General features: G+C 68.6%; 16 protein-coding genes. 5 read left to right on the top strand and 11 right to left on the bottom strand.

The features are described from left to right. Positions 1–3: 3 nt before the first annotated feature. Genes E4M00_RS16645 through E4M00_RS16635 form a run of 3 tightly spaced genes read right to left on the bottom strand, consistent with a single transcriptional unit; the run spans position 4 to position 2,805 of the window. The gene (locus E4M00_RS16645) at positions 4–975 is read right to left on the bottom strand and encodes a hypothetical protein (protein WP_135121597.1); all 972 of its coding nucleotides are present in this window, start codon (positions 973–975) and stop codon (positions 4–6) included. Further along, positions 972–1,313 (bottom strand): PadR family transcriptional regulator, encoded by a 342-nt coding sequence (locus E4M00_RS16640; RefSeq protein ID WP_056164747.1) that lies wholly within the window; start codon positions 1,311–1,313, stop codon positions 972–974. Before E4M00_RS16640 ends, E4M00_RS16645 begins: the two co-directional genes overlap by 4 nt. 40 nt (positions 1,314–1,353) lie before the next feature. Continuing rightward, complete coding sequence (locus E4M00_RS16635) at positions 1,354–2,805, bottom strand: helix-turn-helix domain-containing protein (RefSeq protein WP_135121596.1); 1,452 nt, start codon at positions 2,803–2,805, stop codon at positions 1,354–1,356. Between the two features lie 124 nt (positions 2,806–2,929). Between E4M00_RS16635 and E4M00_RS16630 the strand changes: the two genes are divergently transcribed. Further along, complete coding sequence (locus E4M00_RS16630; RefSeq protein ID WP_135121595.1) at positions 2,930–4,801, top strand: phosphoenolpyruvate carboxykinase (GTP); 1,872 nt, start codon at positions 2,930–2,932, stop codon at positions 4,799–4,801. A 100-nt stretch (positions 4,802–4,901) separates the two neighbouring features. On the opposite strand, the gene E4M00_RS16625 is transcribed toward E4M00_RS16630, so the two are convergent. The 3 genes from E4M00_RS16625 to E4M00_RS16615 form a co-directional block, all read right to left on the bottom strand. Further along, the gene (locus E4M00_RS16625) at positions 4,902–5,810 is read right to left on the bottom strand and encodes a hypothetical protein (RefSeq protein ID WP_135121594.1); all 909 of its coding nucleotides are present in this window, start codon (positions 5,808–5,810) and stop codon (positions 4,902–4,904) included. 187 nt (positions 5,811–5,997) lie between these two features. After that, complete coding sequence (locus E4M00_RS16620; protein ID WP_135121593.1) at positions 5,998–7,944, bottom strand: ABC transporter ATP-binding protein; 1,947 nt, start codon at positions 7,942–7,944, stop codon at positions 5,998–6,000. A gap of 75 nt (positions 7,945–8,019) precedes the next feature. Further along, on the bottom strand, positions 8,020–8,235 hold the full coding sequence (locus E4M00_RS16615; protein ID WP_056164738.1) for a hypothetical protein: 216 nt from the start codon (positions 8,233–8,235) through the stop codon (positions 8,020–8,022). Between the two features lie 161 nt (positions 8,236–8,396). Here E4M00_RS16615 and E4M00_RS16610 point away from each other — a divergent pair, with 161 nt between their 5' ends. From E4M00_RS16610 to E4M00_RS16600, 3 genes are read left to right on the top strand one after another with little or no spacing between them, the layout of a single operon-like run. After that, positions 8,397–9,335, top strand: coding sequence for an ABC transporter ATP-binding protein (locus E4M00_RS16610; RefSeq protein WP_135121592.1), 939 nt, complete (start codon positions 8,397–8,399; stop codon positions 9,333–9,335). Further along, positions 9,332–10,177: an ABC transporter permease gene (locus E4M00_RS16605; protein WP_135121591.1), complete on the top strand. Its 846-nt coding sequence runs from the start codon at positions 9,332–9,334 to the stop codon at positions 10,175–10,177. Before E4M00_RS16610 ends, E4M00_RS16605 begins: the two co-directional genes overlap by 4 nt. Next, positions 10,174–11,007, top strand: a complete 834-nt coding sequence (locus E4M00_RS16600) for an ABC transporter permease (RefSeq protein ID WP_240037243.1) — start codon at positions 10,174–10,176, stop codon at positions 11,005–11,007. Before E4M00_RS16605 ends, E4M00_RS16600 begins: the two co-directional genes overlap by 4 nt. A 59-nt stretch (positions 11,008–11,066) precedes the next feature. Here E4M00_RS16600 and E4M00_RS16595 read toward each other — a convergent pair whose 3' ends face one another. After that, positions 11,067–12,407: an MFS transporter gene (locus tag E4M00_RS16595; RefSeq protein ID WP_135121590.1), complete on the bottom strand. Its 1,341-nt coding sequence runs from the start codon at positions 12,405–12,407 to the stop codon at positions 11,067–11,069. A 189-nt stretch (positions 12,408–12,596) separates the two neighbouring features. On the opposite strand from E4M00_RS16595, the gene E4M00_RS16590 reads away from it, so the two are divergent. Further along, complete coding sequence (locus tag E4M00_RS16590; RefSeq protein WP_135121589.1) at positions 12,597–13,073, top strand: DUF2269 family protein; 477 nt, start codon at positions 12,597–12,599, stop codon at positions 13,071–13,073. Positions 13,074–13,148: 75 nt separating this feature from the next. On the opposite strand, the gene ribH is transcribed toward E4M00_RS16590, so the two are convergent. Genes ribH through ribD form a run of 4 tightly spaced genes read right to left on the bottom strand, consistent with a single transcriptional unit; the run spans position 13,149 to position 16,689 of the window. After that, positions 13,149–13,625, bottom strand: coding sequence for a 6,7-dimethyl-8-ribityllumazine synthase (gene ribH / locus E4M00_RS16585; RefSeq protein ID WP_135121588.1), 477 nt, complete (start codon positions 13,623–13,625; stop codon positions 13,149–13,151). Continuing rightward, positions 13,622–14,929 carry a GTP cyclohydrolase II gene (gene ribA / locus E4M00_RS16580; protein WP_135121587.1) on the bottom strand — a complete coding sequence of 436 codons (1,308 nt, stop codon included), beginning with the start codon at positions 14,927–14,929 and terminating at the stop codon, positions 13,622–13,624. The genes ribH and ribA overlap by 4 nt, the downstream gene beginning before the upstream one ends. Further along, the gene (locus E4M00_RS16575) at positions 14,926–15,633 is read right to left on the bottom strand and encodes a riboflavin synthase (protein ID WP_135121586.1); all 708 of its coding nucleotides are present in this window, start codon (positions 15,631–15,633) and stop codon (positions 14,926–14,928) included. The genes ribA and E4M00_RS16575 overlap by 4 nt, the downstream gene beginning before the upstream one ends. A 9-nt stretch (positions 15,634–15,642) precedes the next feature. Then, entirely contained in the window at positions 15,643–16,689 is a 1,047-nt protein-coding gene (gene ribD / locus E4M00_RS16570; protein ID WP_240037241.1) for a bifunctional diaminohydroxyphosphoribosylaminopyrimidine deaminase/5-amino-6-(5-phosphoribosylamino)uracil reductase RibD, read from the bottom strand. Positions 16,690–16,699: the final 10 nt, after the last annotated feature.

Here is a 16,699-nt window from a genome sequence, read left to right as displayed (position 1 = left end):
CTCTCAGGACGTCGCTGACAGGCGCGGGTGGCGCACCCTGTAGGCGTTGTAGAACCCGTCGATGACGTCCCAGGTCGCTATGACGACGAGGCTGACCACGACGACGATGCTCGTGATGTGCCACGCCTCGGCGAAGTTCTCGTCGGTGTGCTGGGCGACGGCGTCGACGAACTCCGGGTTCAGAAGGCCGCCGGTCACCCACAGCCAGACCGCCGGAACGGCGAAGGCGAGGTTCAGCAGCACGTTGACGCCGGCGAGCGGGTAGCTCCAGCCGCGGAAGTAGATGGCGAAGGCGAAGCCGATCTCGGCCACGATCAGGGCGATGAACCACGGGATCCAGAACGTCCAGAGGTCTTGGTTCAACACCGGGAGGACCTCGCCGGAGCCGGTCAGGTACGGGTTGAACTGCTGCCACACCAGGGCCACGAGGAAGAGGGTGAGGAATGCGACGCTCGCGATGAGCTGGCCGAGCGCCGAGTGCTGCGTCGGCGATGGCACCTCGGGCAGCTGATCGGGCGACCACGTCACGATCGGAGCGCCTCTGGTGCTGCGATCCATGATCACGAAGGCCACGGTGGTCCAGAAGCCGAGGTTGACGGTCACCTGGATCGCGCCGCCGATCATCGACCCGATGATGGCCCCGATGGAGGCGCCGGCGACGAACTGCCCGATGCCGATGCCGACGACGGCGAGAGGCACCACGATCGCCAGGAGCAGCTTCAACAGACGCAGCCAGAGCAGGTAGTACGCCGGGCCGATGAGGGTGAGCGGGCGATCGGCGTAGCGCGCGGCGAGTGCCAGCGGATCGCCGAGTTCGACGAGGGCGTCGCGCTCGGCTGTCGGCGAGCCCGCCTCGAGACGCGCGTCGATGGCGTCGGCCACCAGCCCGCGCACCTCCTGCTCGAGTTCGGGGCGCTGCTTCTCGGGCGCAGTGCGCACGACGGCCCAGACGTAGCGGTCGGTGAGGGTGGTCATGAGTCTTCTCCTCGGATGAGACGGCGGAGGGAGTCGTCGATGCGACCCCAGTCATCGGTGAGGGCTGATGCCATCTGCTCGCCCTCGGGGCTCGTGCTGTAGAACTTGCGCGGGCGGGACTCGTCGGTGTTCCACTCGCTCGTGAGCAGACCCTGCTTCTCGAGGCGACGGAGCAACGGATACAGCGTGTTGGCGTCGACGCTGAAGCCCAGCGTGTCGAGAGCCTCGAGCAGTGCGTAGCCGTAGTCGGGCGTGCGCAGGCGCAGCAGGCAGGCGAGGACGACGGTTCCGCGGCGCAACTCCTGGAGGTGTCCGGTGATCAGCTCGTCTTCGTCCATGCGTCACACCATACTGTGTGACACACACTATTGCAACAGGTCACGCCTCCCGGTCCACCGCGTGGGCCTCCAGGAAGGAGTAGACGGCGGCGTCGTCGACGCCGGGGAAGGTGCCTGACGGCAGGGGAGAGAGGATCTGCGCGTGCAGGCGGGCACTCGGCCAGGCCTGTCCGGCCCAGCGATCGGCCAATTCGGAGGGCGCGCGACGGCAGCACGACTCGTCGGGGCAGGTCGACACAGCGCGCACCGTGGTCTCGCGCCCGCGGAACCACTTCGCCTCGCTGAACGGCACTCCGAGCGTGATGGAGTACTCGCCGTCATCCGATCGGCCGGTCTGCGTCGCGCACCAGTACGTGCCGGCAGGGGTGTCGGTGTACTGGTAGAACTCCGTGGTGCGGTTGGTGTGGGTGAAGGCGTTGCGGGCGCTCCACTTCTTGCACACCCATTGGCCCTCGATGGAGCCGGTCACGTCTGTCGGCAACGGGATGTCGTCGTTCTCGTAGCCCTTCAGAAGCGCTCCGTCGCCGTTGACGCGCAGGAAGTGCATGGTCATGTCGAGGTGCGCGGTGCCGAGGTTGGTGAAGCGCAGGGCCGCGGCCTCGTGGGTCACTCCGAAGGCGTCGCGGAAGTCCTCGATGGCGAGGCGCTTCTCCTTCTTCGCGGCCTGCAGGAAGGCGACGGATGCCTCCTGCGGCATCAGGCAGCAGGCTGCGAAGTAGTTGATCTCGAGTCGCTGCTGCAGGAACTCGGCGTAGCTCGCCGGGCGTTCGTGACCGAGGATGCGGTGGGCCATCGCCTGCAGTGCCATCGACCGCAGTCCATGACCGCCGGGGATCGACGCCGGCGGCAGGTAGATCCGCCCGTTCGCGATGTCCGTGATGGACCGGGTGGAGTCGGGCAGGTCGTTCACGTAGATGAGCTGGAATCCCAGCTGCTCGGCCATCACGCTGACCTCGCGGTGGGTGAGGGCTCCCACCCTGTGCCCGGCCGCCTTCACGCGATCCTCGGCGAGCTGCTCGATCTCGGGGAGGTGGTTCTGCCTCTCCCGCATCCGCTCGCGCAGCTCGGTGTTCGCCCGCCGCGCCTCCTCGGGTGTCGCGATGGCCTCCGATGCCCGCCGCGCGAGCTCGCGGTGCAGGCCGAGCATGGCCTCCAGGGTCTCGTCGGTCGTGCCGCGGGTGGGCTTCACCGTCGGAAGTCCGAGAGCGACGTACAGGGGGTTGCGCTGCGCTTTGGCGAGCTCGATCTCGAGGGCGGCCCGTGTGTTCGGAGCCTCGGTCGCCAGCAGTGCCGTGAGATCGACGTCGAGGGCGCCCGCGATCGCCTGCAGTGTGCCGACCCTGGCCTCGCGCTTGCCGTTCTCGATGAGCGAGAGCTGGCTGCCGGCGATGCCGACGCGCTCGCCGAGTTGGTCGAGGGTGAGCCCGCGCTCGCCGCGGAAATGACGAATCCGATGGCCGAGGGTGGTGAGGTCAGAGCCGCGTTGCTTCATGACTTGAGAATAGCGAAAGTTTCACGATTCTTAACGGCTCGTTTGGGGCATCCGCAGGTCAGAAATGCGTGAACCTTAAGTAACCAGCGCCCCACCCCGCAGGATCAACCGAAAGGCGAGTGCCATGACCATCTCCGACATCGCAACGGGAACGGCATCCGACGGACGCGAGCGAGACGATTCCACACCCCGTGTCGGCACCACCGATCGGGGCCTGCGCACCTGGGTCGACGAGATCGCCGCGATCACCCTGCCGGACGCGATCGTGTGGTGCGACGGCTCGATGGCGGAGGCCGACAGGCTCACGAAGGAGCTCGTGGCGAGCGGGCGGCTGATCCGACTGAATCCGGAGTGGCGTCCGAACAGCTACCTGGCGCGCACCGATCCCGAAGACGTCGCCCGGGTCGAGGATCGCACCTTCATCTGCTCCACCTACGAGGAGGACGCCGGGCCGACGAACAACTGGCGCGACCCGCGCGAGATGCGGGAGGAGTTGCGGGGTGTCTTCACGGGCTCGATGCGCGGCCGCACGATGTACGTCGTGCCGTTCTCGATGGGCCCTCTCGGTGGTCCCATCTCGCAGCTGGGTGTCGAGATCACCGATTCGCCCTATGTCGTGCTCAGCATGGGCATCATGACGCGCATGGGCGACAGGGTCTACCGCATGATCGAGGACGGCGAGCCGTGGGTGCACACCGTGCACAGCGTCGGCTACCCGTTGCGCGACGAGCGCGGCTTCAAGCGCACCGACGCCGACTGGCCGTGCAACCCCGAGAAGTACATCGTGCAGTTCCCCGACACCCGCGAGGTGTGGTCGTTCGGGTCGGGCTACGGCGGCAACGCGCTCCTCGCCAAGAAGTGCTTCGCGCTGCGCATCGCCTCGGTGATGGGCCGCGACGAGGGCTGGCTGGCCGAGCACATGCTGCTCATCAAGATCACCTCGCCCGAGGGCAAGGCGTACCACGTGGCTGCTGCGTTCCCCTCTGCCTGCGGCAAGACCAACCTCGCGATGCTGCGTCCGTCGATCCCGGGCTGGAGCGTCGAGACCCTCGGCGACGACATCGCGTGGATGCGCCCCGGGGAGGACGGCCGTCTCTGGGCGATCAACCCCGAGGCCGGCTTCTTCGGCGTCGCGCCCGGAACCGGCGAGACCACGAACCCGACGGCGGTGCAGACGCTCTGGGGCAACACGATCTTCACGAACGTCGCACTTCGCCCCGACGGCGACGTGTGGTGGGAGGGCCTCACCGAGGCGGTTCCCGCCCAGCTCACCGACTGGACCGGTCAGCCGTGGACGCCGGATTCCGGCCGGCCCGCGGCGCATCCGAACTCGCGCTTCACCGTCGCGGCCGCCCAGTGCCCGACGATGGCGGACGACTGGGAGTCCTTCGCCGGGGTCCCGATCGATGCGATCCTGTTCGGCGGACGCCGCGCGACGAACGTTCCGCTGGTGGCGCAGGCGCGCACGTGGAAGCACGGCGTGTTCATGGGGGCGACGATCTCCTCCGAGAAGACGGCCGCAGCCGAGGGCACCGTCGGCGAGCTCCGCCGCGACCCGTTCGCCATGCTCCCGTTCTGCGGCTACAACATGGCCGACTACTGGGGCCACTGGGTGAAGATGGGGCGCACTCTCGGCACCCGGGCTCCGGCGATCTTCCAGGTGAACTGGTTCCGCAAGGGCGAGGACGGCGAGTTCCTGTGGCCCGGATTCGGCGAGAACGCGCGCGTGCTCGAGTGGATCATCCGTCGCCTCGAAGGCACGGCGGATGCCGTCTCGACGCCGATCGGACTGCTGCCCGCCGAGGGCTCCCTCGACGTCGACGGGCTCGACCTGTCGGCCGAGGCCGTCGACGCGCTCTTCGATGTGGATGCCGCGTCCTGGCTGGCCGAGTGCGACCTCACCGAGGAGTACTTCGACCTGTTCGGCAGTCGGGTTCCGGCAGCACTCCGCGCCGAGCTCGCGAGCATCCGGTACCACCTGATGCAGGAGGACTGACGTCGCGTCGCGCGTTTCCCCGGCGTCGCCCCAGTCGAGTTGCCCACTTCCGCTAGTCAGCGCAGCAGCGCACTAGCGGAAGTGGGCAACTCGGTGCGGGCTAGGGGCGCCAGCCGCGACGAATCAGCGCAGCGCGGACGCGGGCGACCACATCATCCAACGCATGCTCGCTCCCTATGCGCATGCTGTACCAGTCCTCGTCCTGGATGTCGTTGAAACGCGTCAGATCTCGATTCCACTGCTGGCGATCCACACGGTGGTGCTCTCCTTCGTAGTCGAGAAGCATCCGGAACTCGGGGTAGGCCAGGTCACCTCGCGCGATGAAGAGTCCAGATGAACTGAACAGCTCGTAGTTCAGTACCGGTCGTGGCAGGCCACCCGCAATCAGCGCCAGTCGAACTCGAGACTCTCGCGGAGACTCCGCGCGGTCGACGAGTTCAGGCAGCGCGGCTGTGAGCCGTGCCGAGCCCCGCTGCCGACGGTGGCGCGCCACTGCCGCAGCCAACTCCGCCAGATTCGTGAGTGAGTCCTTCCAGTAGAGGAGGCGGTCGCCCGCCACGATCAGATCGTTCACGTCAGTAAGGATGGAGCCGAGATCGCACCATGTGCGGGTGGGGGTCGTGAGCGGAACGTCCTGAAACCACTGCACATCGTCATCACTCAGCCGGATGCTGTGACCGCGGATGCCGCGGGCATGCTGGGCACGGGTGGGGGCGGCGACGCTGAGGTGGAGGAAATGCTCCTGCTCGAGCTTGGTGGGCAACGGGATGGCATGGAGCAATGCTGCCGTGGTGTGACTGATCACCGTCCCGGGTGGAAGCCTTTGCAGCACCGTGCGGCAGAGGTCGTGGAGGGTTAGCGGTTCATCGGCGTGAGCCCGCGTGCCCCAGAACGGACGAATTATGTCGGAGGCGCGAAGGCGGTGTTCAGACGCTCCTGCGGTGCGTCCGGTGCCGAAGGCGAAGGCCGAGTGCTGCAAGGCGATGGGGAGTGGAGCGCGACGTGTCATCCGAACAGGTTCGGTCGTCGCCTCGTCGATGGTCGGCCCGGATGGCGTTGGTTGCGCGTTTGCACGATCGGCGCCCGGGTGTGGAGGAGTGCGACAAGCGTCGAGTTGCCCATTTCCGCTAGTTGGCCGGGGTGGGCACTAGCGGAAGTGGGCGACTCGGCGGATGTGTCGGGGGTCGGGGAGGCGGCTAGACCAGGAGCTGGTGCCTCGCCAGGTCGCGGTAGAGCGGCGTCGATGCGACCAGCTCGGAGTGCGTCCCGGTGCCGATGACCCGACCGTGCTCGAGCACCACGATCTGGTCGGAGTCGACCACCGTCGAGAGCCTGTGCGCGATCACGATGAGCGTGCGGTCCTCGGCGACGGCGTCGATCGCGTCCCGCATCTTCTGCTCGTTGACGCCGTCGAGGCTCGAGGTCGACTCGTCGAGCAGCAGGATGGGCGACTCCGAGAGCAGGGCCCGGGCGATGGCGAGGCGCTGGCGCTCGCCTCCCGAGAGCATCACGCCGTTCTCGCCGACCTCGGCCGAGAGTCCGGCCGGGTCGCGGTCGAGCACCTCCGACAGGTTCACCGCCGCGAGCACCGTGATGCATTGCTCGTCCGTCGCATCCGGAGCCGACAGCACGAGGTTGTCGCGGATCGACCCGGCGAGCACCGGGGCGTCCTGCTCGACGTAGCCGATCTGGGCACGCAGGTCGTGACGATCGAGCGAGCGGATGTCGAGACCCCCCAGTCGCACCTCGCCGCCCGTGGGGTCGTAGAAGCGCTCGATGAGGGCGAGGATCGTGCTCTTGCCTGCGCCCGATGGCCCGACGAGGGCCGTGCGCTTGCCGCGCGGAGCGGTGAACGAGACGCCGCCGAGCACGGCCGGGCGGTCGACGGCCGGAGCATCGGCGTCGGCAGCGGCATCCGCGACGGCGTCCAGCGAACCCGTCTGCGAGAGCTCGTCCAGCTCGACGAGCGGATTCAGGGTGGCAGCAGGGGCCTCCGACGGCTCGACGATGACGGATGTCGCCGGATAGGAGAACCGCACGTCGCGGAACTCGATGGCGGGCGCATCGGGTAGCACGGCGTCGTTCGCGGCACCGATGATGACGGCGAGGGGGGCGAGGTCGCGGTCGTTCTGGTCCTCGGTCGGCAGGTCGATGATCTCCTGGATGCGACCGAGGGCTCCGAGCGCCGAGTTCACCGAGGTGAGCGCGCCGAAGGCGGATCCGAGCGGCGCGATGAGCATGAACAGCAGCATGATGAACGCGACGAGGCTGCCGATCTCGATATCGCCGGCCGCGACCCGGAAACCGCCGAGGCCCAGCACGACGAGGAGCGAGACCTGCAGGGCGATGCCGGCGACGGGAACGACCAGGGCCGAGATCCTGGCGACCTTGACGCCAGCCTCGTATGCGCCGACGGCATGCTGCTCGACCGTGGCGATCTCGCGGTCGGTGGCGTTCGAGGCGCGCACCGTGCGGACGGCGCTGATGGACCGCTCGACGCCGGAGGACAGCTCGCCCACCTTGGCCTGCGTCGCGTGACTGGCCTCGCGGATGCGGCCCGAGAGCAGCGTCACGACCACGATCGAGACGGCGATCACGAGCGCCGTCGCCCCGAGGAGCACGGGGTCGATGACGAGCATCGCGATGAGGGCGCCCACGAAGAGCAGCACTCCGCCGACACTGTCGACGAGCCCCTGGGTGAGCACGGCGCGCAGCAGCGTGGTGTCGCTTCCGACCCGGGAGACGAGGTCTCCGGTGCGGCGGCTGTCGAACTGCGCGATGGGCAGGTGCAGCATCCGTGCGATGAGGCGCTTGCGGCTGGCGAGCACGACGGATTCACCCGTGCGCTGCAGCAGGTAGTGCTGGTAGCCGCTGATGAGCGCCGAGATGACGACGAGGGCGATGAGGATCGTCACGAGGTTGCCGAGGTCGTCGCCGGCCTGCACCAGGGTGATGAGGTTGCTGACGAGCAGCGGCTGCGCGAGGCTCGCCGCGGCGCCGAGCACGCTCAGCACGATGACGGCGACGATCACGCCCTTCTGCTCGAAGATGTAGGGCAGCAGCTGGCTGAAGGTGGCGCGCGGGCCGTCCTTCGGGGTGGAACGGCGGCCGAGGCCGCGCGAGCGCGTGGTTGTTTCGCTCATGACTTCTCTCTGATTGCTGCGGATGTGCGTCTCACGCCTGTCGCGTCTGCCGCCATCCACGGGGGAACGGATGCCTCAACTGCGTCCGTACTTCTTGTGCACTGCCTGCTTGCTCACCTCGAGTGCGAGGGCGATGAGCTGCCAGCTGGCACCGCGGGCGCGGGCGCGTCTCACGGCGACGGTCTCGACCCTGTCGAGTTCGCGCTGCAGGCGGTGGATCGCGCGGAGCGACTCGATCGGGTCGTCTCCGCCCGCGCTGGCGGCGAGGGTGTGAATCGTGGTGACGTCCATGTCGTCAACCGTAGTTGACTCGTCCGGATTCGTCAATTCAGGTTGACGATTCGAATCGGTGGAGGTCATTCCTCCATTGTCACCCCGTTCGCGGTGCGAGTCGTGCCAGATGCGTCGGTCGGGAGCGGTGCAGCGTCGGCGGTCTTCGCTAGGTTGGACGGGTGCCAGCCCCCGTCATCGTCGCCCGTGACCTCGTCAAGAAGTACCAGGACTTCGCCGCCGTCGACGGCATCTCCTTCGAGGTCGCCTCGGGGGAGTCGTTCGGACTCCTCGGACCGAACGGTGCGGGCAAGTCGACCACCATGCGCATGGTGGGTGCCGTCTCGACCCGCACGAGCGGCGAGCTGGGCATCCTCGGGCTCGATCCCGACGTGCACGGCCCCGAGATCCGCTCGCAGCTGGGCGTGGTTCCCCAGTCCGACAATCTCGACACCGAGCTGCGCGTGCGCGAGAACCTGTTGGTCTACGGGCGCTACTTCGGTCTGCCGCGGAAGCTCGTCGCACAGCGTGCCGACGAACTGCTGGCTTTCGCGCAGCTCGAGGGCAAGGAGAAGGCCCGCGTCGACGCCCTCTCGGGGGGAATGAAGCGCCGGCTCACCATCGCCCGCGCCCTCATCAACGACCCCCGCATCCTGCTGCTCGACGAACCCACGACCGGGCTCGACCCGCAGGCGCGGCACATCCTCTGGGATCGCCTGTTCCGTCTGAAGGAGCAGGGCACGACCCTGCTGCTCACCACGCACTACATGGACGAGGCCGAACAGCTCTGCGACCGCCTCGTCGTCGTCGACAAGGGCACGATCATGGCCGAGGGGTCGCCGGCCGAGCTCATCCGGGCCCATTCCACCCGCGAGGTGCTCGAGGTGCGGTTCGGCAGCGATCACAACGCCGAGGTCGGGGCCCGGCTCGCCCGTGCGCAGGGCGCCGACGGCCACCGCGTCGAGGTGCTGCCCGACAGGGTGCTGATCTACAGCGACAACGGCGAGGCCGAGCTCGTGAAGATCACCGAGGCCGGGCTCCGGCCCGTCACGAGCCTCGTGCGCCGGTCGAGCCTCGAAGACGTCTTCCTGAGGCTCACCGGGCGGAGTCTCGTCGAATGAACGTGACCACCGGGCAGTCGACGGATGCCGCCCGCGCCATCGCGGCCGGTCGTCGCTCGCGCCGCTGGGGTGCCTGGTACGTGACCGAGCACAGGCTGCGCATGATGCGCACCTACACGGGCACCGTGGTGATCGCCGGCATCGGCAGCCCGCTGCTCTACCTCTACGCTCTCGGCGTCGGCCTCGCGACGATCGTCGATGCCAATATGGGGCCGGATGCCGTCGACGGAGTGAGCTACCTCGTCTTCGTCGCGCCGGCCCTTCTCGCGACCGCCGCCATCACCGTCGCCAGCGAGGAGTTCACCTACCCGATCATGCTCGGGTACAAGTGGAACCCGACCTTCACCGGCGCCGCGGCCTCTCCGATCCGTCCCGTGCAGATCGTCGACGGCGTCGTGTACTCGGTGATCATCCGCATGCTGGTGAACCTCGTGCTGTTCTACGCCCTGATGGTGCTCTTCGGAGCGGCTCCCTCGCCGGTTGGCTTCCTCGGCATCGTCGCCTCGCTTCTCGGCGGTCTCGCCTTCGGCACCGTGATCATGGGCTACACGTCGACGCTGCAGGAGGACACCGGGCAGCTCGCCATGGTGCAGCGTTTCATCGTGCTGCCGATGAGCCTGTTCTCCGGCACCTTCTTCCCGCTCGCCGTCTTTCCGATCTACCTGCAGTGGATCGGCTGGATCTCGCCGCTCTGGCACGCCACGGAGCTGGCCCGGGTGTTCTCCTACGGCTATGCGGAGCCCATTTGGCTGACGCTCGTACATGTCGCCTACCTGGTCGCCCTGATCGTGATCGGCTGGGCGTGGTCGCGACGCATCGCCGTGAGGAGGCTGAACTCGTGACCGGGGCGACGGAGCAGGACTTCGCCCCGAGCAGCATCCGCCCTCGTCCGGTGCGGTCGCTCTACGCGGGGAACGCCCGCGCCGTCATGCTGCGTGGCTGGCGGGCGACGGCGAGCACGAACTGGCTGGTGGTCGTGAGCGGCCTGTTCGAGCCGATCTTCTACCTCCTCGCGATGGGCATCGGGCTCGGTACCCTCGTCGGAGCCGTCACGTTGTCGAACGGGCAGGAGGTGAGCTACCCGGCCTACATCGCCCCGGCCCTGCTCGCCGTGGCCGCGATGAACGGCGCGATCTACGACTCCACCTGGAACGTCTTCTTCAAGATGCAGTTCGCGAAGCTCTACGAGGGCATGCTGTCTACCTCGCTCGGGCCGCTCGACGTCGCCCTGGGCGAGATCCTGCTCGCGTTGCTGCGCGGCGCGCTCTACGCGGTCGGGTTCCAGCTCGTGATGCAGGTGCTCGGGCTCAACCTGTCGTGGTGGGCCCTCCTCGCACTGCCGGCCGTGCTGCTCATAGCGTTCGGGTTCGCGAGCGCGGGCATGGCCGTCACGAGCTACATGAAGAGCTTCCAGCAGATGGACTGGATCAACTTCATCATGCTGCCGATGTTCCTGTTCTCGGCCACGTTCTACCCGTTGAGCGTCTACCCGCAATGGCTGCAGTACGTGATCCAGGCGATGCCGCTGTGGCACGGCGTCGAGCTGGTGCGCGGCCTCACGACGGGCGACGTGAACTGGGGTCTGCTCTGGCACGTGCTCTACTACGCCGTGATGATCGTGGTCGGCCTGGTGGTCACCACGAAGCGGCTGCGCGCACTCTTCCTGGACTGAGCACGACCCGCTTGCTGAGGCGCGGACTTCGTCCGGGCCTCAGCGAGCGTGGGCCCGCTCTACTTCGCGTTGTCCGTGTACGCCACGTCGCCGGTGTCCTTGCTGATGATGAGGGCCACCAGCGTGATCGCGCCCGCGAGGCTCAGGTAGACGCCGACGAGCACCGGGCTGCCTGCCGCGCCCTGCCAGAGCGCCACCGCGATGAACGGGGCGAGTGCCGCTCCCAGGATGGACGCCACGTTGTAGCTGATCGCCGAACCCGTGTAGCGCACGTTGGTCGGGAAGAGCTCGGGCAGGACGGCGCCCATCGGGCCGAAGGTGAGCCCCATCAGGGTGAAGCCGACGATGAGCAGTGTCATCACGCCGATGGTGCCACCGGCGAACAGCGGCACGAACAGCAGTCCGAAGACGATGATGCCGATCGTCGTGATGATGAGGGTGCGACGGCGACCGAAGCGCTCGGCCAGGGGTCCCGACACGAGCGTGAAGATTCCGAAGAACACCACACCGATGATGAGCATGATGAGGAACGACTCGCGGCTGTAGCCGAGACCCGCGACAGGGGCATCCGTCGCCGTGGTCCCGTAGGTGAGGGTGAAGGTCGTCATCAGGTAGAACAGCACGTAGGTGGCCAGCATGATGAACGTGCCCAGGATGAGCGGTCGCCAGCTGGTCCTGAAGACGCGCGCCAGCGGAAGCTTGGCGACCTCGCCCTGCTCGACGACCTTGGTGAAGGCCGGAGTCTCGATCAGCTTGAGGCGGACGTAGAGGCCGATGATCACGAGCACCGCACTGGCGATGAACGGTACGCGCCAGCCCCACGCGAGGAAGGCGTCGGCGTCGATGGTCGACGACAGGATGAGGAACACCCCGTTGGCGAGGATGAAGCCGATCGGGGCGCCGAGCTGCGGGAACGTTCCCCAGATGGCGCGCTTGCCGGCCGGGGCGTTCTCGGTCGCCAGGAGGGCCGCACCGCTCCACTCACCGCCGAGGCCGAGGCCCTGGCCGAAGCGCATGACGACGAGCAGGGCCGGTGCGAGGATCTCCCATCCTGGTGTGAGTGCCGTGGGCAGGATGCCGATGATGAAGGTCGCGATGCCCATGGTGAGCAGCGACGCCACGAGGGTGCCCTTGCGTCCGACGCGGTCGCCGAAGTGGCCGAACACGATCGACCCGATGGGGCGTGCGATGAAGGCGACTCCGAAGACCGCGAACGACTGCAGCAGCGCGATCGTCGGGTCGGCGTTGACGAAGAACAGCGTCGGGAAGACGAGCACGGCGGCCGTCGCGTAGACGTAGAAGTCGTAGAACTCGATCGAGGTTCCGATGAGGCTGGCGAGGATCACACGGCTGCGTGTGTTCGCTGGAGCGGCGGAGGTCTCGGCGACTGGTGCTGACATGATGGAGCGCTTTCGGTGCAGGGGGCGTCTGCTGCGCCGCGCAATGCGTCGGTCCGGCGCCAGGGCGCGCAGCTGGGATGTCGAAAGTCGCTTGTGGCAACCCTGCAACGCTACGCCCTCGTACCCCGCGATGGCCAATCGGGGGACGGATGCTGGCCCTCGAGCGACCGACGCTTCTAGGCTGGCGCCATGAACGAACTCTTCAACGTGCTGCACGTCGTCACAGCCGTCTTCATCGTGGGGCCGCTGGCGATCCTGCCGATGACGGCTCTGCGTGCCCTGCGCTCGGGCAATGGAGCCCAGGTCGCGACCCTCGCCACGTCGACGTCGATCTTCGGACGGCTGTCGATCCTCGTGGTGCTGCTCGGCTTCGCCGTGATGGGCACGAGCGACCCGAAGTACGGCCTGACCTTCCTCACACCCTGGATCCTCTGGTCGCTCATCCTCTGGGTCGCTGCCGCCGTCGTCAGTGAGGCTCTCGTGGTGCCGTCGATGCGGAAGGCCGCGGCTGCGCTGGGGTCCACCGCAGGCGGCGGGACTGCATCCGGAGGCGCCGCAACGCAGGGCGGAGCGGCGTCGCAGTACTACGGGCGGATCGCAGGCGGCAGTGGCGTGGTGTCGCTGCTGCTCCTCGCCGTCGTGGTGCTCATGGTCTGGAAGCCGTAGGCACGCTCCGTCCGGGCCTCAGCGAGCGGTGCTCCGATCGCTGAGGGCCGAGCGAAGCGACCGCCCGACGTGCTCTCAGCGGTCGGCGCGCAGCGCCTGCAGGACGCGTGCCGTGGAGATCGCCGCCTCGGCAGCCTCGGTCCCCTTGTCCTCCTTGGAGCCCGGGAGGCCGGCGCGGTCGATGCCCTGCTTCTCGTCGTCCAGGGTGAGCAGCCCGAAGCCCACGGGCTTGCCCGTGTCCAGGGCGACGCGCGTCAGCCCATCCGTCGCCGCGGCCGAGACGTACTCGAAGTGCGGGGTGCCGCCTCGGATGATGACCCCCAGTGCGACCACGGCATCGGCTCCGGCATCCAGGGCCGCCTTCGCGACGACGGGCAGCTCGAAGCTACCGGGAACCCGCACGAGGGTGTGCGATGCCCCGGCGGCCTCGAGGGTGCGCACCGCACCGGCGATGAGGCCGTCGGTGATCTCGGTGTGCCAGTGGCCGGCGACGATGACGACGTTCAGTCCGGTGCCGTCGATGTCGAGGGTGGGGGAGCCTGCTCCGCTCATGATGCGTGTCCTTCCAAGAGGGGTTCTGTGCCGGCGGCGGTGAGTCGCACGCTGTCGGCGAGTTGCTGATCGGCGATGGCGTGGCCCATGCGCTCGCGCTTGGTCTCGAGGTACGACTCGTTGAACGCGCCGACGCCGACGACGAGCGGAACCCGCTCGGTCACGGTGACGCCGCGTTCCTCGAGCTGGCGCACCTTCTCGGGGTTGTTGGTGAGGAGTCGCACCGAGGTGATGCCCATCTCATCGAGGATGGCCGTGGCCGCCCCGTAGTCGCGGGCATCGGCCGGCAGCCCGAGGGCGAGGTTGGCGTCGAGCGTGTCGAGGCCGTCCTCCTGTAGCCTGTAGGCGCGCAGCTTGTTGATGAGGCCGATGCCGCGCCCCTCGTGGCCCCGGAGGTAGATGACGATGCCGCCGTCGCGCTGGATGGTCTCGAGCGCCGCGTCGAGCTGTGGGCCGCACTCGCACTTGAGCGAACCGAAGGCCTCTCCGGTGAGGCACTCCGAGTGCACGCGAACGAGGGCTCCGGATGCCGCAGGCGTGCCGGCGACGATGGCCACGTGGTCGGCGCCGGTCTGCCGGTCGCGGTAGGCGCGCACCTTGAACGGTCCGTGCGTGGTGGGCACCGTCGTCTCGACCTCGAAGTCGACGCGCGAGCTCTCGGGGATCGGCGTCGCGATGGGAACGTCGGTGTCGCAGTGCCATTCCTGCAGGTAGTCGATGATGGCTGCGACCGTCGTCACCGGAAGGTCCTCGCGGGCGCCGAGCTCGATGAGGCCGGGCAGCCGCATCATCTCGCCGTCATCGGCGACGATCTCGCCGATCACGCCGACGGGGGAGAGGCCGGCGAGCTTCATGAGGTCGACGGCCGCCTCGGTGTGGCCGCCACGCTCGCGCACTCCGCCTTCCTTGGCGCGCAGCGGCAGCACGTGGCCGGGGCGGATGAGGCTGTCGGGCTGCGAGTTCGGGTCGGCCAGCACCCGCAGGGTGTGGGCGCGGTCGGCTGCGCTGATGCCCGTGCTGACGCGGTCGGAGGCGTCGACGGTGATCGTGTACGCAGTGCCGCGGGCGTCCTGGCTCTGCGTCGTCATGAGCGGCAGCTCGAGACGGTCGGCGTATTCGTCGGGCATCGGGGCGCAGAGGAACCCGGAGGTGTTGCGCACCATCCAGGCGATCCACTCCTGGCTGGCGAGCTCGGCGGCCATGATGGCGTCGCCCTCGTTCTCGCGGGCCTCGTCGTCGGCGACGATGACGGGCTTGCCGGCGCGCAGGGCGTCGAGTACTTCGGGGATGGTGGCGAGGCTCATCGTGAGCTCCCAACTGTCGTGGCGGATTCCGGAACGGATGCAGGCGAGCCGGCCGGCGCGATGCCGGGGCCGTCGGTGACCGAGGACGGGAGGGTGTGGTGCAGGCCGAGCGACAGCATCCGCTCGACGTGGCGGGCGAGGATGTCGGTCTCGATGTTCACGCTGTCGCCGACTGTGCGCTCCCCGAGGGTGGTCGCTGTGAGGGTCTCGGGGATGAGCGAGACCTCGAACCAGCCGTCGGTGAGGCCGCCGCCGACCGCGCTGACGGTGAGGGACGTGCCGTCGACCGCGATGGAGCCCTTGTCGACGACGAGCGGCGCGTGCTGAGGGTCGAGGCTGAATCGCACGACCCTCCAGGCGCTGCCGTCGGTGATGGAGAGCAGCGTGGCCGTGCCGTCGATGTGGCCCTGCACGATGTGCCCGCCGAGCCTGTCGCCGACCGCGGCCGCGCGCTCGAGGTTGACGGCGCGGCCCTCGGCGACTCCGGCGAGGGTCGACATGGCGAGGGTCTGGGCCATGACGTCTGCGGTGAAGGTCTCGGAGGTCGACGCGACGACGGTCAGGCACACGCCGCTCACCGAGATCGAGTCGCCATGGCGCGCATCCGAGACGACGAGTGGTCCGCGCACGGTGATGCGGGCGGCGTCGCCGGTCGTCTCGACGCGCTCGATGCGCCCGATCTCCTCGATGATTCCGGTGAACACTGCTGCCTCCTACGGCTTCTTCTTCAGGGTGGCGACGACCAGCAGGTCGTCGCCGAGCGTCTCGACGCTCTCGATGGAGAGCCTCAGGGCGTCGTCGATCGTCGTGATTCCGACGTCGCCGATGGCTGTACGCGGTCCGCCGAGGATCGCCGGGGCGAGGTAGACGAGCACCTCGTCGGCGAGGCCGGCGGCGATGAAGGCGCTGGCGAGAGTCGGTCCGCCTTCGATGAACAGGGAACGGATGCCGCGGGCGTGGAGAGCGCGCAGCTCGGCGGCGAGGTCGCCGCCGGTCGCGAAGATCGGCTCGTGCGTGCCCCGTCGAATGGCGGCATCCGTCGGCGTCTCGCGTGCTCCGAAGACCACGGGGATGGGCTGGGTCTCGTACAGGCCACCGTCGGCGAATCGCGCGGAGAGGGAGGGATCGTCTGCGAGTACAGTTCCGGTCCCCACACCGATGGCGTCGGATGCCGCACGACGGGCGTGCACATCGGCCCTGGCCTCGGGCCCGGTGATCCACTGGCTGGTGCCGTCGGCTGCGGCCGCCCGGCCATCGAGGCTGGACGCCCACTTGACCGTGACGACGGGGCGCTTGAGCCTCGCTGCCGGGAGCCAGTCGCCGAGGCGCGCTGTCGTCTCGGCGAGGAGCACCCCGCCGGCGACGTCGACGCCGGCCTCGCGCAGCCGCGCGGCCCCGCCGGACGAATGGTCGCCCGGATCGCTCACGCCGTAGACGACGCGGGACACCCCGGCGGCGATCAGCGCCTCGGAACACGGACCGGTGAGGCCCGTGTGGTTGCACGGCTCCAGCGTGACGACGGCCGTCGCGCCGTTCGCCTCGCCGGCGGCGAGCTTCGAGAGGGCGTCGACCTCGGCGTGCGGGGTGCCGGCGCCGCGGTGCCAGCCCTCGGCGAGGATGCTGCCGTCGGCCGCCAGGATGACGCAGCCGACCTGCGGGTTGACCCCGCGGGCCGGGCCGTTCGCGGCGATCTCGACGGCGCGCAGCATCGCGCGCTCGATCGCGTCCCCGCTCAGCCGCTGGGCCGTCGTGCTGGTCATCCCGGTCTCA

The organism is Orlajensenia leifsoniae (genome assembly GCF_004570845.1).
GTDB lineage: Bacteria > Actinomycetota > Actinomycetes > Actinomycetales > Microbacteriaceae > Orlajensenia > Orlajensenia leifsoniae.
Note: the sequence above shows the minus strand (reverse complement) of the source record. Positions and strands in the feature narration are given on the sequence as shown.